A 16343-nucleotide genomic window follows, 5' to 3' on the forward strand; every position below is an offset into this window, starting at 1 on the left:
GCGCATCGGCCACGGGCCCCTACCCGGCCGCCACCAGCAGCTCCGACTCCGCCTCCCGCTCGGCCATCGCCCGCAACGGCCCCGCCACCGCGGCCAGTCCGGCGTACGGCCCCCGCTGCACCACACGCCCCTCGTCCAGCACGATCACCTCGTCCACGTCCTCCAGACCCGCCAGCCGGTGCGTGATGAGCAGGGTCGTACGGCCTTCCGTGGCGGCCAGCAGATCGGCGGTGAGGGCGTCGGCGGTCGCCAGGTCCAGGTGTTCGGCGGGCTCGTCGAGTACCAGGACCGGGAAGTCGGCGAGGAGTGCCCGGGCGAGCGCCAGCCGCTGCCGCTGCCCGCCGGAGAGCCGCGCCCCGTGTTCACCGACCAGCGTGTCGAGGCCGTCGGGCAGTGCGTCGGCCCAGTCGAGCAGCCGGGCACGCGCGAGCGCGGCCCGCAGTTCGTCCTCGGTCGCGTCCTTCTTCGCGAGGAGCAGGTTCTCGCGCACCGAGCTGTCGAAGAGGTGCGCGTCCTGGGCACACAGCCCGACGAGCCGTCGTACGTCGTCGCCGTCCAGCGCGTACGCGTCCACGCCGGCCAGCGTGTACGAGCCCGCGTCCGCGTCCAGGAAGCGCAGCAGCACCTGCGCCAGCGTCGTCTTGCCGGACCCGGAGGTCCCGACCACGGCGACCCGGCGCCCCTTCTCCAGCGTCAGGTCGAACCCGGCGAGCGCGTCCCGGTCCTGCCCGGTGTGCCGGGCGGCCAGTCCCTGTACGACGAGCGGGAAGGGTGTCGCGGGCGCCTGGCGGGGCCGTTCCGGTTCCCGCACGGGCTCGGGGGCGTCCAGGACCTCGTACACGCGCTCGGCGCTCTTGCGGACCCGCTGCCGGTACTGCACGGCGAGGGGCAGTCCGAGGACGGCCTCGAAGGCGGCGAGCGGGGTGAGGACGACGACGGCCGTCACCACGCCGCCGAGCCGTCCCGCGGCGACGGCCTGGGCTGCCACGAGAGCGGTGGCGGCGACGGTCAGACCGGAGATCAGAGCGGTGAGGCCGTCGCCGAGCGCGGTGGCGGTGGCCGCGCGGGAGGCGATCCGGGTGAGGACGCCATCGGCCCGCTCGGCCTCGGCGGTGCGGGTGGGCAGCGCGCCGGCGACCGTCAACTCGGCGGTTCCGGTGAGCAGTTCGGTCACGCGGGTGGCGAGCACTCCACGGGCCGGGGCCAGCCGCCGTTCGGCACGGCGGGCCACGGCACCGGTCACGAGGGGGACGCCGACGCCGGCCGCGAGGAGACCCACCGCGAGCACGGCACCGGCCTCGGGCAGCAGCCAGGCCGTGAAGCCGACCGTCGCGGCGGAGACCGCGGTCGCGACCCCGGCGGGCAGCAGCCAGCGCAGCCAGTAGTCCTGGAGCGCGTCCACGTCGGCGACCAGCCGGGAGAGCAGATCGCCGCGCCGGGTGTCGCGCAGCCCGGCGGGAGCCAGCCGTTCGAGACGCCGGTAGACGGCGACTCGGGTGTCGGCCAGCATCCGCAGTACGGCGTCGTGCGACACGAGCCGCTCCGCGTACCGGAACACGGCCCGCCCGATCCCGAAGGCCCGGGTCGCCGTCACCGCCACCATCAGATACAGCACGGGCGGCTGCTGCGAGGCCCGCGAGATCAGCCACCCCGAGGTGGCCATGAGCCCAACGGCACTGCCCAGCGCGAGACTTCCGAGCAGCAGCGCCAGGGCGAGGCGGCCACGCCGGGCACCGGACATCGCACGGACCCGGGCGAGGACGCTGCCCTTGTGTGCCGCGAGCCGGGCCCCTGGCTCGTCGGCGGCAGTCGAACTCACCGACATTTCCTCGGCTGTCCGTCGTGTCTCGGTGGTCGTCGGCCCGGCTTCCGTGCCAAGCCTGGCCACGCCCTCCGTCACCCGCACCACCCGGTCGGCCACCGCCAGCAGGGCCGGCCGGTGCACCACGAGCAGGACGGTCCGCCCGACCGCCAACCGCCTTACCGCCTCGACCACTTCGGCCTCGGTCGCCCCGTCCAGCGCGGCCGTCGGCTCGTCGAGGAGCAGGACGGGCCGGTCGGCGAGGAAGGCCCGGGCGAGCGCGAGCCGCTGCCGCTGCCCGGCGGACAGCCCCGCCCCGTCCTCGCCGAGCACACTCCCGATCCCCTCGGGTAGCGCGTCCACGAACTCCAGGGCGCCCGCATCGGCCAACGCCCGCCGTACGGCGGTGTCGTCGGCGTCGGGACGGGCCAGCCGTACGTTCTCGGCGATCGTCCCGGCGTACAACTGCGGGTGCTGCGGCACCCAGGCGATCCGCGACCGCCACCGCTCCAGGCCGACGTCGGCGAGATCGACTCCCCCGACCCGCACCCGGCCCTCGGCGGGCCGTACGAACCCCAACAGGGCGTTCAGCAACGTGGACTTGCCCGAGCCGCTCGGGCCGACGAGGGCGATCGTCTCCCCGGGGTCCACGGTGAAGGACACGTCCGACACGGCGTCCACGGAGCGCCCGGGATGGCGGACCGTCACGCCCTCGAAGGCCAGGGCGTCGGAGGGTACTTCGGCAGTTCCCGTGGCCGGTACCGGTGTCTCCAGTACCGAGAAGATCTCCTCGGCCGCCGCGAGGCCCTCCGCCGCCGCGTGGTACTGCGCGCCCACCTGACGCAGCGGCAAGTACGCCTCGGGCGCCAGCACGAGGACGACGAGACCGATGTAGAGGTCCATGTCGCCGCGGACGAGACGCATGCCGATCGTCACGGCGACCAGGGCCACGGAGAGCGTGGCCAGCAGTTCCAGGGCGAAGGAGGAGACGAAGGCGATCCGCAGCGTCCGCATGGTCGCCTGCCGGTACTCGCCGGTGATGCGCCGGATCGACTCGGCCTGCGCCTTGGCCCGGCCGAACACCTTCAGGGTGGGCAGCCCCGCGACCACGTCCAGGAAGTGCCCGGAGAGCCGGGAGAGCAACTGCCACTGCCGGTCCATGCGGGACTGCGTGGCCCAGCCGATCATCACCATGAAGAGCGGGATGAGCGGCAGGGTGCCGACGATGATCGCCGCCGAGACCCAGTCCTCGGTGACGATCCGCGCCAGCACCGCCACCGGGACGACCACCGCGAGCCCCAACTGCGGGAGATAGCGCGAGAAGTAGTCGTCCAGGGCGTCGACACCCCGGGTGGCGAGGGCGACCAGCGAACCGGTCCGCTGCCCGCTCAGCCAACCGGGGCCCAGCTCCACGGACCGCTCCAGCAACCGTCGCCGTAGCTCCGACTTCACGGAGGCGCTGGCTCGGTGGGCGGCGAGTTCGGTGAGCCAGGAGACCAGGGCACGGCCGGCCGCGACGGCCACCAACAGCAGCAGGGGAGTGCCGAGTTCACTCACGGACTTCCCGTGCTGGAAGGCACCGACCACGACCTCGGCGATGAGCATCGCCTGGGCGATGACCAGCAGCGCCCCGACGACACCCAGGCCGACGACCGCCACCATGAACAGCCGGGTGGCACGGGCGTATCGGAGTAGCCGTGGGTCGATTGGTTTCACGTGAAACACACCCTCTTCTCGGGAGGTCCCGACTTCTCAGTAGGCCCCAAGGGGGCATGTTTCACGTGAAACATGCCCCAATCCGGACTCAATGCTCGGACTCAGTGCGCCGCTTCGGCGATGTGCTGCGTACCGATCCGCTTGCGGAACACCCAGTACGTCCAGCCCTGGTAGAGCAGGACGATCGGGGTCGCGATCCCCGCACACCAGGTCATGATCCGGAGGGTGTACGGACTCGACGAGGCGTTGGTGACCGTGAGGCTCCAGTCCGGGTTGAGCGAGGACGGCATGACGTTCGGGAAGAGCGACAGGAAGAGCATCGCGACGGCGGCCACGATGGTGACGCCGGAGAACGCGAACGACCATCCCTCGCGCCCGACTTGGATCGCCCCCAGCGCCGCGACCAGGGCGACGACGGCGACGATCAACGCGACGAGGCTCTTGCCGTCACCGCTGTCGACCTGGGTCCAGATCAGGAAGGCCAGCGCCAACAGGGCGGTGAGGACCCCGACTTGAAGGGCCAGCTTGCGCGCCCGCATCCGGATGTCCCCGACGGTCTTGAGCGCCGTGAACACCGTGCCGTGGAAGGTGAAGAGGGTCAGGGTGACCAGGCCGCCGAGGATGGCGTACGGGTTGAGCAGGTCCCAGAAGTTGCCCGCGTACTCGAAGTTCTTGTCGATCTTCACGCCCCGCACGATGTTGCCGAAGGCCACACCCCACAGGAAGGCAGGGAGCAGTGAAGTCCAGAAGATCGCCGTCTCCCAGTTGCGCTGCCAGTTCTCCTCGGGCCGCTTCGCCCGGTACTCGAAGGCGACGCCCCGGACGATCAGGCAGACCAGGATGATCAGCAGGGCGAGGTAGAAGCCGGAGAAGAGGGTGGCGTACCACTCGGGGAAGGCGGCGAAGGTCGCGCCGCCGGCCGTGAGCAGCCAGACCTCGTTGCCGTCCCAGACGGGGCCGATCGTGTTGATCAGCACCCGCTTCTCGGTGCGGTCGCGGGCGAGCAGTTTGGTGAGGATGCCGACCCCGAAGTCGAAGCCCTCCAGGAAGAAGTAGCCGGTCCACAGGACGGCGATGAGGACGAACCAGACGTCGTGCAGTTCCATGACTGTGCAGCTCCCTCGGCCTAGTAGGAGAAGGCCATCGGCTTGTCGGCGTCCTGGGAGTCGCCGCCGATCTTCGTGGGCGGGTTGAGGTCGGCCTCGGTGAGTTCGGGCGGGCCGGCCTTGACGTACTTCGCGAGCAGCTTGACCTCGATGACGGCGAGGATCGCGTAGAGCGAGGTGAAGACGATCATCGAGGTGAGGACCTCGCCCTGGGAGACGCTGGGGGAGACGGCGTCACGGGTCTGGAAGAGGCCGTAGACGACCCAGGGCTGGCGGCCCATCTCGGTGAAGATCCAGCCCCAGGAGTTGGCGATCAGCGGGAAGCCGAGGGTCCAGATGGACACCAGCCAGTAGAGCTTGGTGAGTTTCGGGCCGAGGGCCTTGTTCTTGAAGAGGACGACGTTCGGCACTTCGTCGTCGCCGACCCGCAGATGCTGGGCCAGCATGAACTTCTTGCGGGTCAGCCAGAGTCCGGCGAGGCCGATGACGAAGGACGCCATGCCGAAGCCGATCATCCAGCGGAACGCCCAGAAGGTGACGGGGATGATGGGCCGGTAGTCGCCGGGACCGTACTTCTCCTGCTCGGCCTTGTTGGTGTCGTTGATGCCGGGGACGTAGGAGCTGAAGTCGTCGTCGGCGAGGAACGACAGTATCCCGGGGATGGACAGCTCGACGCTGTTGTGGCCCTTGCTGACGTCGCCGTAGGCGAAGATCGAGAACGGCGCGGAGTCCTGGCCGTCCCACAGGGCCTCGGCGGAGGCCATCTTCATCGGCTGCTGCTTGAACATGACCTTGCCGAGGGTGTCACCGCTGACGGCGGTGAGCAGGCCGGCGATGGTGACGGTGATCAGGCCCAGCCGCAGCGAGGTCTTCATCACCGAGATGTGCTTCTTGCGGAACAGGTGGAAGGCCGCGATGCCGACCATGAACGCTCCGCCGGTCAGGAAGGACGCGGAGAGCGTGTGGAAGGCCTGGGCGAGCGCGGTGTTCTGGGTCAGCACATGCCAGAAGTCGGTGAGTTCGGCACGGCCCTTGGCTTTGTTGATCTTGTAGCCGACGGGGTGCTGCATCCACGAGTTGGCCGCGAGGATGAAGTACGCCGACAGGATCGTGCCGATCGAGACCATCCAGATGCAGGCCAGGTGGATCCGCTTGGGCAGCTTGTCCCAGCCGAAGATCCACAGCCCGATGAAGGTGGACTCGAAGAAGAACGCGATCAGTGCCTCGAAGGCGAGCGGGGCCCCGAAGATGTCGCCGACGAACCGTGAGTAGGCGGACCAGTTCATGCCGAACTGGAACTCCTGGACGATGCCCGTGACGACGCCCATGGCGATGTTGATCAGGAAGAGCTTGCCCCAGAACTTGGTGGCCCTGAGGTACTTCTCCTTCTCCGTGCGCACCCACGCGGTCTGCAGCCCGGCCGTGAGAGCGGCGAGCGAGATCGTCAGCGGGACGAAGAGGAAGTGGTAGACGGTGGTGATGCCGAACTGCCATCGCGCCAGTGTCTCCGGCGCCAGAGCCATTTGCACGTCGTCGGTCTCCTTATGTCGCCGTGGTCACAGCGGCAGTTTGCCCCTTATGTCACATGCATCACTGGACAAGCGGGACACGCTTGTGAACGCGTTCACATTCACAAGGAATTATGACGCATGGCAGTTCGATGCGTGATGGGCGGGGGGTCCCTAAGGAGGTCCCGTACGTCACATCACCCAGAGCCGATCGGCCTATGGCGCGGGGCGCCTTGGTTTCACGTGGAACCAAGACGCCCCGGGACTCGCGACAGTCGTTCACGACCTCTTGTCGTTCACAGCTCCTTGTGGAACCCCTCCGCCACCTTCAAGAAGATGTCGTTGCCTTCGGTCTCCCCGACCGTCACCCGCACACCCTCGCCCGCGAACGGCCGCACCACCACGCCCGCCTGGTCGCAGGCCGCCGCGAAGTCGAGCGTGCGCTCCCCCAGTCGTAGCCACACGAAGTTGGCCTGGGTCTCCGGGACCGTCCAGCCCTGGGCGCGCAGCGTGTCGACCACGCGGGTGCGCTCGCTCACCAACGAGCCGACCCTGCCCAGCAGTTCGTCCTCGGCGCGCAGGGAGGCGATCGCCGCGTCCTGCGCGAGCTGGCTCACCCCGAAGGGCACCGCCGTCTTGCGCAGCGCCGCCGCCACCGGCTCATGGGCGATCGCGAAACCGACCCGCAGCCCGGCGAGGCCGTACGCCTTGGAGAAGGTCCGCAGGACGCAGACGTTCGGCCGGTCGCGGTAGAGCTGGACGCCGTCCGGCACCTCCAGGTCCCGGATGAACTCGCGGTACGCCTCGTCCAGTACGACCAGGACATCGCCGGGCACCCGGTCCAGGAAGCGCTCCAGCTCGGCCCGCCGTACGACCGTGCCCGTCGGGTTGTTGGGGTTGCAGACGAAGATCAGCCGGGTCCGGTCGGTGATGGCGTCCGCCATCGCGTCCAGGTCGTGCACATCGCCCGGGGTCAGCGGCACCTGTACCGGCGTAGCGCCGCTGACGCGCGTGATGATCGGGTACGCCTCGAAGGAGCGCCAGGCGTAGATGACCTCGTCGCCGGGTCCGGAGGTCGCCTGGATCAACTGCTGGGCGACACCGACCGAGCCGGTGCCGGTGGCCAGGTGGGAGACCGGGACGCCGAACCGTTCCGCCAGCTCGTTCATCAGGCCGGTGCAGGCCATGTCGGGGTACCGGTTGAAGGACGCGGCGGCGGCCGTCACGCTCTCCATGACACCGGGCAGCGGGGGGTACGGGTTCTCGTTGGAGGACAGCTTGTAGGCCACCGGACCGTCGGCCGCGGCAGGCTTGCCCGGCTTGTAGGTGGGGATACCCTCCAGCTCGGCGCGCAGCCTCGGGCTCGTCTCGCTCACCGCAGTCCTCCTTGTGACCACCACCGGGTTCCAATACTGCTCACCTTATGAGGATTCGGGGCCGGCGCGTACAGGTTCCGTGGCCGTCGGCGTCCGCGTGGGCAGCCGCCGGGATCCTGTCGGCCGCCTCCTGGGATCCTGCCGGCCGTCTCCCGGGTGCTTGCCCGGCGTCTCCCAGGTGCCCGTCTGGCGTCTCCCGGGTGCCCCGCCTGCCGTCTTCCGGGGGCCCGTCGGGTCGCCCCACACGTCACATCCGCATCAGGGGCAACACCGCACGAAGGCGCACGAACCGGGGGCGCGCTGTACATATATCTATGCGCCGGTAGCTCGCGCCGTGGCGCGCATCCCTCGTGCAGGTGAGTTGAGACCTCTTCGAAACATGGGGGTCTTGGCAGGCCCATGCGCGTCGACAAGTCACGTAATGCCATTGCATCGTTTAACTGACTTTGTTTCTAAGGTAGTTGACTGCTTTTGACCTTGCAGAAACGTGCCTGTCAACGCGTGCATATGCGTCCGCACTACCCCACCGCATGAGCCCTACTATCGGCTCGCCATGACAGCAGCAGGGAAGCACCAGGTGAGCCGCGCGGAAACCTCTCGGCGAGGAAGCCGGCCGGGCCGGGCGGGAATCAGAGACGTGGCCGCCGCGGCCGGAGTCTCCATCACGACCGTCTCCGACGCCCTCAACGGCAAGGGCCGGCTCCCGGACGCCACCCGACGCCATGTCCGAGAAGTGGCCGACCGGCTGGGCTACCGGCCCTCCGCGGCGGCTCGCACACTCCGTACCGGCAAGTCGGGCCTCATCGGCCTGACCGTGACGACGTACGGGGATGAACCTTTCACCTTCACCGAGTTCGCGTACTTCGCCGAGATGGCGCGGGCCGCCACCTCGGCCGCGCTCGCCCGCGGCTACGCCCTCGTGATCCTCCCCGCGACCTCGCGCCACGACGTGTGGTCGAACGTCGCCCTGGACGGCACGGTCGTCATCGACCCGTCCGACCACGACCCGGTGGTCAGCGAACTCGTCCGGCAGGGTTTACCGGTCGTCTCCGACGGCCGCCCGGCCGGTTCGCTCCCGGTGACCGCGTGGGTCGACAACGATCACGAGGCCGCGGTCCTGGGCATTCTGGACCACCTGGCCGACGCCGGCGCCCGCCGGATCGGCCTGCTCACGGGCACGAGTACGGACACGTACACGCACCTCTCGACCACGGCGTACCTCCGGTGGTGTGAGCGGGTGGGCCAGGATCCTGTGTACGAGTCGTACCCGGCGCACGATCCGTGCGCGGGGGCCGTCGCCGCCGACCGGTTGCTCGCCCGGCCCGACCGGCCCGACGCGGTCTACGGCCTGTTCGACCCCAACGGCACGGATCTGCTGGCGGCGGCCCGGCGCTACGGGATGCGGGTGCCGGAGGATCTGCTGCTCGTGTGCTGCAGCGAGTCCACGGTGTACGCCAACACCGAGCCGCCGATCACCACGTTGTCGCTGAAGCCGCGCCGGATCGGTACGGCGGTGGTGCAGCTTCTCATCGACGCGATCGAGGGGGTCGATTCCGATCTGCCGATCGAGCAGGTGATACCGACGGAGCTGATCGTGCGGACGTCGTCGCAGCGGAGGCCTCCGCGGACGACTGTTAGTCCGCCTCGGTCGCCTGAGGGGAAGTAGGGGGTCCCTCCCGGGGGGCGAGGCTGATGTCGGTGCCGGTGCCGGTGCCGGTGCCGGTGTCGTCCGGGGGGGGAGTGTGGGGTGGGGCCTTGCTTGCGCTGGGGGGCGTGGCGGGGTTGGCGCGGTGCCGGGTGGGCTCGTAGTGCCGGGTGGGCTCGGGGGTTGGTGGCGGGCGGGGCGGTTCGGTTTCCGGACTCGTACCGGGTGTCGGGGTCGGGGTCGGGGTTCCGAGTGGGCTCGCGGTGCTGGAGTGGGCTCGGGGGGTTGGTAGCGGGCAAGGCGGTTCAGTTCCCGAACTCCTACTGGGTGTCGGGGTCGGGCTGAGACGTAAGTCGGATTCGCTCCGGGTGCCTTGGACGGGTGGGCAGTACCGGGCACGCTGGGTGAATTGGGGGCGGGCTAGGCGGTGTTCGGACTCTGTCCGGGTGCCCGGGTGCCGGCTGCCGGGACGGGTGCGGGCGGGGACCGGGTTTGTTCCAGGTGGCGTGGACCCGGTGAAGCTGGAGTCGGGCTTGGTCCGAGGGCCGTGGGCAGGTGGGACGGGGCCCGGCTTGTTCCAGGGGCTCTTGGGGCTCGGTGCCGGGCATGCCGTCCAGTGCCGACGGGAGGGACGGCTCGCGTCCAGACTCACCTCGGGCGAGGCCGTCAGGGGCGGGGACGGTGCTGGGACTTCCCTCGGGGCGTGGTGGCGGGCGGAGCGGTGCTCGGACTCCCACCGGGTGCCGCTGTCCGGCGGGGCAGGGTGCGGACTCGCGCCCTGCCTCGTGGGGAGCGGCTCGGTGTTGAGGGTTACGCCAGGCCCGTGGGGCGGCCACTCGGTGTCGTAGGTCGTGCCAGGTGCTCGTAGCAAGGGGCTCGGGGCTCGGGGCGAGCACTACCTGCGAGTGCCGTGACGGGTGGGGAGGAGGCCCGGACTCCCCGCTGGGTGCCGCGGTTGGGCACGAGCTGGCGGGGCCGGGGCAGTTCGGGGTGACCGTGAAGCTCGGGGGTGGGGCTGCCGTCGAGTGCCGCTGGGCGCGGGGGCAGGGCTCACCTCGGGTGCCGTGGTGAGCGGAACGGTGCCGGAGCTCCACCCTCCGTTCCGTTCCGGTCGAGGCAGGGCCCTGCGTACTCGCGCCGGTGTCGCGGGCGCGGCCAGGGCGGTGCCGTCAGGCGCCATGAGAGGGCCGGGGCAGTACCGGGGGATTCCCTCGGCCCGCGGCGCGCAGGGCACCTCTCAGGCGCCCGTGGCGGGCCGAACGGTGCCGGGTACTCCCGCTTGGTGCCGGGGCGGTGGGGCGGGCGGTGAGACCGGCACCGTGGCGGGCAGGGCGGGCGGTGAGGACCCGGAACCCAGCACCCGGGCGGGCAGGGCGGCGATGGGGGCGGGCGAGGGAGACCGTTACCCGCGCTGGGCAGACGAACCGCACCGGCGCCGACAAGACGGGCGACAAGACCGGCACCACAGCGCGGAGCGATCGGCACCATGTTGGGCAAGGCAGTCCGGTGAACCGACGCGAAGCAGGCAACCAATATCAGCACCGGAGCAAGCAACCAGGGTCCACGGCAGCCAGGCGACCCGCACCACCGCCTGGATCGGGATCGGCAAGCCGAGCCCCGGGAACCACCCCCTGACCCACAGGGCAAGCACCGGAAACTCACGCGACCCCAGCCCCCGTAACCAAAACAGCCACCCCACACCGGCACTGGAGCGATCGACCAGCAACAGCACCATCACCGGAGAGCCAGCCCGCAGCGACGCCGACAAGGCGCCCCCGCACCTCCCCCACAGGCGAAATCCAGCCGCCCTCAAGGCGCGAACCAACCCCCGTCAAGCAGACGGTGACCAGCCGAAGCCCGGTCCAATCGGGGCGAAAGCCGCGGTGAAGTGGAGTCCTGCTCTGATTCACCACCCCTGGGTCATCACATGGCGCGATCCGCATTCCTATGATGGGCCCACGACACCGCGGGCCGCTGCGACCAGGCAGTCCGACGCGGTGCAGACGCGGCGCGATGGTGGAGGGGTCGATGACTCAGGGGGCCGGTCAGGGACCCGAGATGGAGCGGACGGCGACGTTGCGCGACTTCCGGGTACCGGCGTACGTCCACGAGACCGGTCCGTACGCCGACAGCGCGCAGCCCGGCGAGACCGTACGACCCGACGAGGAGGCCTTCGAGGAGGCGTTCGACGAGGTCTATCCGGACGGCTACACGCCCACTCAGCGCGATCTGCCCGTCATCAATCGGGGTGACACGCTTCAGGTCGCGGTGGACCCGGAGTCGGTGGCCGCCCCGCAGCAGACGGAGGGCCCCGGTCCGCTGTTCGTCGTAGGGGACGTACACGGCTACCTGGACGAACTGGTGGCCGCGCTGCGGGAGAAGGGCCTGATCGACTCGGCCGGAAGCTGGTGCGCGGGCACCGCGCGGCTCTGGTTCCTCGGCGACTTCACCGACCGCGGCCCGGACGGTATCGGCGTCATCGACCTGGTGATGCGGCTGTCCGCCGAGGCGGCCGCGGCCGGCGGCTACTGCAAGGCGCTCATGGGCAACCACGAGCTGCTGCTGCTCGGCGCCAAGCGGTTCGGCGACACCCCCGTCAACTCCGGCGCGGGCACCGCCACCTTCCAGGCGGCCTGGCTGCTCAACGGCGGCCAGAAGACCGACATGGACCGCCTCCAGGACGTCCACCTGCAGTGGATGTCCCGGCTGGACGCCATGGAGGAGGTCGACGGCCATCTGCTCGTCCACTCCGACACCACCGCCTACCTCGACTACGGCGACTCGATCGAGGCGGTCAACGACAACGTCCGCGAGACCCTCACCCGCAACGACGCGGACGAGGTGTGGGACGTGTTCCGCAAGTTCACCAAGCGCTTCTCCTTCCGCGACGAGGGCGGTGCCGACCATGTCCGCTCATTGCTCGACATGTACGGCGGGACGCGGATCGTGCACGGCCACAGCCCGATTCCCTATCTCCTGGGCGACGTCGGCTCCGAGGACGGCGAGGACAGTTCCGGTCCCGTGGTCGAGGGACCGCACGTCTACGCCGAGGGACTCGCCATCGCGATGGACGGCGGGGTGACCATGGCCGGAAAACTGCTGGTCCAGCGGCTGCCCCTGGATATCTGAGCGTTTCGCGGGCAGACGTCCCCCTCGGAGGACCGGCGAGCGACAGCGCTGGCCAGGGGCCAATTTCTGGAAACCCCCTGTCACCGTGTGCCGTCGCCGCTCTACCATCGGCTTATCCGTAGCAGGCTCCCCTCCGTTTCTGCCCGACGGCTCGTTGGCATGCGAGCCCCAAGCCCTACGGAGCATCGGGGGATGCACATGAACAGCGTTCCGCAGCACCTGCACAGCGAGGACCGCCAGGAGTACGAGCGGATCCTCGACGAGGCGCTGCGCTCCGCCCCTACCCGCCCGGAACTGGCCGCTGTCGGTAAGCGGCTCAACCCCGAACAGTTGCGCACCATGGCGCTGAACGCCACCGCACTCATCACGGCGGCCGCGGCGACCGAGTACCAGCACTACGTGAAGGTCCGCGAGGAACTGCGCCAGCCGGCGCCGTCCACCCCGTCGTCCATCCACGACACCGGCTCCACCGAGCCGGACGGCGTGGGCGCGATGGGGCTCGCCACCACTCTGGGGGAGGCTGCCGAGGGTGCGGGTGCCGTCGCCGTCGCCGCTGTCCTCACCCCCGTCCTCGCCGGCACGGCCGCGGCGATATTCCTGCTCGTGGGCTACATCCTCAAGATGCTCACCCCCGAGCCCGCGTTCGCGCAGACCATGCTCACCGCCGGCTGGGTGTTCGGCGCGATGACCGCCGCGGCGATCCTCGTCGCCGCCGTCGGCCTGCTGCTCACGGCCCTGCGCAACCGGCCGACGTTCGACACCGACCCCTACGGTGAGTCCGGCGGTGAAGTGGCCCGCGCCAGGGAGGCCTGGCACGACGCCCTTCTGGAACGCGGCATCCTGCCGTTCCTCCAGGAGGCGCTCGCCGCTCCGGGCACGGCGGCACTGCGCCGTACGACACCCACGGGACCGAGTCGCATGCCGCACCTCGGCTACGACCGCCCGGGCTTCTCCAGCCCCGACGACGGCCCGGAGCCGGGCCACCGCCCGAGCTTCAGCAGCCCGGACTTCTCCAGCCCGGACTTCGGGGGGCCCGAACACCAGCCGGAGTAGCCCCTCGGCTTGCGCCCCCACCCAGGGGAGCGCAAGCCGAACGCCCGGTCGCCGCCCGGTCACCGCCCGATCACCGCTCGGGTTCCGGCAGCCGGACGAGCGGCGCCGACACATGTCCGCATCACGGCCCTCGCGGCCCCGCCGTCACCGCGCCACCGGCACGCGTCCGCGTCACGGACCCCGCGACCCCGCCGTCACCGCGCCGCCGAGACACGTCCGCACCACGAGCCCCGCGACCCCGCCGTCACCGCGCCACCGGCACACGTCTGCGTCACGAACCCCGCGGCCCGACCGTCACCCCGTCACCGCGCCGCTTCCCCATCAGACCCAGGGGGCCGACGCGCGGCGCGCTCGTCGAATTCCTCCCGTGCGGCCCGCATCGCGGTGATGTTCGCCCGCGACCAGTCGGTGATGCTCCGCACCAACCCGCCCACCTCCTGGCCCAGCTCGGTCAGCCGGTACTCCACGCACGGCGGCACGGTCGGATACACAGTGCGGATCAGCAGCCCCTCACGCTCCAGCGCACGCAGGGTCTGCGTCAGCACCTTCGGTGTCACGCCGTCCAGCCGTCGCCGCAGTTCGGCGAACCGCATGGGCCGGCCGTCCTCCAGTGCCACCAGCACCAGCATGGTCCACTTGCCGGCGATCAGTTCCAGTACGGCACGGGTGGGGCAGTCGCGCAGGAAGACCTCCACACCACCGTGTTTCCTCAGGTCGAAGCCGGTATCCATAAGGAACCTCGGTATCAGAAAAGTGCCCTCTTCCGCCCGGTGATCCCCCACATCGAGCATGGGACGCACACCGCCCCACCACCGAGGAGCCCGGATGTCCGCCCGCATGCATGCCATCGTCCAGTCCGCGTTCGGCGGTCCCGAGGTGCTCGCCCACGTCGAGACCGATGTGCCCGAGCCCGGGCCCGGGGAGGTGCTGCTGCGGGTCGCCGGTGCCGGGGTCAACCCGGGCGACACGGTGCTCCGGGCAGGCCGTGTACCGGAGCTGGTGACCCTGCCGTGGACGCCGGGCAACGACGTGGCCGGTGTCGTCGAGCGGATCGGCGAGGGCGTGACCCGGTTCGCGCCGGGCGACCGGGTGTACGGCATGCTGCCCGTCACCCGGCGCGGCACATACGCCGAGTTCACCACCGCACGGGCCGACGCACTGGCACCCGCGCCGAAGAACCTCGACCTCGCGCACGCGGGGGCCGTCCCCTTGGTCGCGGTCACCGCCTGGCAGGCGCTGGCCGTGCTCGCGCGAGTCCGGCCCGGCGACCGAGTGCTGATCCACGCGGCCGCGGGCGGGGTCGGTCACGTCGCGGTGCAACTGGCCAGGGACCTCGGGGCGTACGTCATCGGCACCGCCCGCGCGGCCAACCACGGCTTCCTGACCGAGCTGGGCGCCGACGAGCTGGTCGACTACACCACCACCGACTTCCGGACCGCCGTGGCCCCGGTGGACGCGGTCCTGGACCTGGTCGGCGGCTCCTACGGCCCGCAGTCCCTCGACGTGCTCCGGCCGGGTGGTCTGCTCATCGGCGCGTCGATCGACCCGGGAACGGACGAGGAGCAGGCCACTGCCCGTGGCCTGCGCTACACGTGGGTCACGGCCGAACCCTCCGGTGCCCTGCTGGAGCGGATCACCGAACGCGTCGAGGCGGGCCGGCTGCGCATCTCCGTCCAGCACACCTACCCGCTGGCCGAAGCCGCCGAGGCCCACCGCACCATCGAGACAAAGCGCACCACCGGAAAGATCGTCCTCGTGCCGTGACCGCCCGGGAGAAAATCCACCCCTGACTCCCACATTTCCTTTCCGCCCGGTTCCCTATATTCGGCGGATGATCTGTGCCCCCGCCCTTTCCACCGGCGTGCGACTGAAGACGTGCACCAGTGCGAGATGAAAGAGCGCCGGTGCGAGAGGGGCCCACCGGTGAATACGATCGTCACGCAGCATGTACTTGATCACCGCTGAAGGACGGAAGGGAACGAAATCGATGGTCTGGTGTTCCCATCTGTCCGCCACCCCTCTGCTCATACGCTCCTGCAGACCGGCGCAACTCACGTCCTTGAGCCGGGCGTAGAAGTGAGCACTCCAATGACGCTTCTCGATGTCCAGCACGAAGGCGAGCATGTCGAGCGCGTACTCGTGCGGCTCGATGGACAGTTCCTCCCGCATGCCGCGCCGCGCGACCGCGTACAGATCCGGGGCGTTCCTGCCGGAGGAGTCGATGTACCGTGACATGCCCTCGTTGACGGACGAGTTCCAGACGCCCGGGGCCATGCGCACCCGGTCACTGCGTTGGCTGACGATCAGCATGTCGTCGGCCGTCACCACCGCGATGTTCACGGCGAAACTGCATTGCAGAAAAGCAGGTGCCGACAGCGGGTTATCGGGCTCGAGATAGCGCGAACGAGGGGTGGTCCCATCGGACAGCCGACGGTCCAATTGCTGGGCCGCGAGAAAAGTGTAGTAGTCCGTCGGACGCAAACGCAGGTGGATTTCCGGCTGTTCGTCGAGCCCGGTCCGGGAGATGTCGACCGTCTCGACCGCATATCGAGGTCCGTTCCACAACGGTGCCCGGCCCTCTGCTTGCAGCCGCGTGTTCTCTTCCTCGATCTCGGCCCGCCAGTCGACCATATCGGCGGGCAGCTCGATTTCCTGGTCCAGTACCTGGATATGGACGGCTTGCGCCGATATGGACGACTCCCCGTCGCCTTCCACGATCAGGGCGGAGGTATGCAGCGGCCCCAGGGAGAACGCTCTCCACGCCGGGCTGGACTCCTCCCGCCGACGCAGGCCGCGTACCGCGCTCTTCGAGCGGGTGCGCAGTCTGTACCAGCCGTTCTGTATCGGATCCTGGAACACCACCGCGACCAGCATCCCCAGCACCGCGCCGACAACCCCGTTGGCCAGATCGATCCCACCCATGCCAGGCAGCGTAGAGACCTTGATCGGACCCCACGTGATCTTGTCTCTTCCGTTACGGCGTCCACGCCCGTTACAACGTCCACTCCG

The 16343-nt window shown here is 69.9% G+C and carries 10 protein-coding genes; 4 read left to right on the forward strand and 6 right to left on the reverse strand.

Annotation, left to right across the window (positions count from 1 at the left end):
* Positions 1 to 19: 19 nt before the first annotated feature.
* From cydD to hisC, 4 genes are all read right to left on the reverse strand, one after another.
* Complete coding sequence (gene cydD, locus OG223_RS26635; protein WP_329253563.1) at positions 20 to 3517, reverse strand: thiol reductant ABC exporter subunit CydD; 3498 nt, start codon at positions 3515 to 3517, stop codon at positions 20 to 22.
* Between the two features lie 101 nt (positions 3518 to 3618).
* On the reverse strand, positions 3619 to 4623 hold the full coding sequence (gene cydB / locus OG223_RS26640) for a cytochrome d ubiquinol oxidase subunit II (protein ID WP_329253564.1): 1005 nt from the start codon (positions 4621 to 4623) through the stop codon (positions 3619 to 3621).
* Between the two features lie 20 nt (positions 4624 to 4643).
* Complete coding sequence (locus OG223_RS26645) at positions 4644 to 6152, reverse strand: cytochrome ubiquinol oxidase subunit I (RefSeq protein ID WP_329253567.1); 1509 nt, start codon at positions 6150 to 6152, stop codon at positions 4644 to 4646.
* Between the two features lie 275 nt (positions 6153 to 6427).
* Positions 6428 to 7507, reverse strand: a complete 1080-nt coding sequence (gene hisC / locus OG223_RS26650) for a histidinol-phosphate transaminase (RefSeq protein WP_329253569.1) — start codon at positions 7505 to 7507, stop codon at positions 6428 to 6430.
* A 553-nt stretch (positions 7508 to 8060) separates the two neighbouring features.
* Between hisC and OG223_RS26655 the strand changes: the two genes are divergently transcribed.
* The 3 genes from OG223_RS26655 to OG223_RS26665 all read left to right on the forward strand — a co-directional run bounded on the left by OG223_RS26655 (position 8061) and on the right by OG223_RS26665 (position 13334).
* Entirely contained in the window at positions 8061 to 9173 is a 1113-nt protein-coding gene (locus OG223_RS26655; protein WP_329253573.1) for a LacI family DNA-binding transcriptional regulator, read from the forward strand.
* Positions 9174 to 11165: 1992 nt separating this feature from the next.
* Positions 11166 to 12281 carry a metallophosphoesterase gene (locus OG223_RS26660; RefSeq protein WP_329253576.1) on the forward strand — a complete coding sequence of 372 codons (1116 nt, stop codon included), beginning with the start codon at positions 11166 to 11168 and terminating at the stop codon, positions 12279 to 12281.
* A 192-nt stretch (positions 12282 to 12473) separates the two neighbouring features.
* Positions 12474 to 13334, forward strand: a complete 861-nt coding sequence (locus tag OG223_RS26665) for a hypothetical protein (protein WP_329253579.1) — start codon at positions 12474 to 12476, stop codon at positions 13332 to 13334.
* Positions 13335 to 13636: 302 nt separating this feature from the next.
* Here OG223_RS26665 and OG223_RS26670 read toward each other — a convergent pair whose 3' ends face one another.
* On the reverse strand, positions 13637 to 14065 hold the full coding sequence (locus OG223_RS26670) for a winged helix-turn-helix transcriptional regulator (protein WP_329253582.1): 429 nt from the start codon (positions 14063 to 14065) through the stop codon (positions 13637 to 13639).
* Positions 14066 to 14159: 94 nt separating this feature from the next.
* Here OG223_RS26670 and OG223_RS26675 point away from each other — a divergent pair, with 94 nt between their 5' ends.
* Complete coding sequence (locus OG223_RS26675; RefSeq protein WP_329253584.1) at positions 14160 to 15098, forward strand: NADP-dependent oxidoreductase; 939 nt, start codon at positions 14160 to 14162, stop codon at positions 15096 to 15098.
* A gap of 54 nt (positions 15099 to 15152) precedes the next feature.
* Here the strand turns inward: OG223_RS26675 and OG223_RS26680 are convergent, their stop codons facing one another.
* The gene (locus OG223_RS26680; RefSeq protein WP_329253587.1) at positions 15153 to 16256 is read right to left on the reverse strand and encodes a hypothetical protein; all 1104 of its coding nucleotides are present in this window, start codon (positions 16254 to 16256) and stop codon (positions 15153 to 15155) included.
* Positions 16257 to 16343 lie beyond the last annotated feature (87 nt).

It is taken from the genome of Streptomyces sp. NBC_01478 (genome assembly GCF_036227225.1).
Lineage (GTDB): Bacteria > Actinomycetota > Actinomycetes > Streptomycetales > Streptomycetaceae > Streptomyces.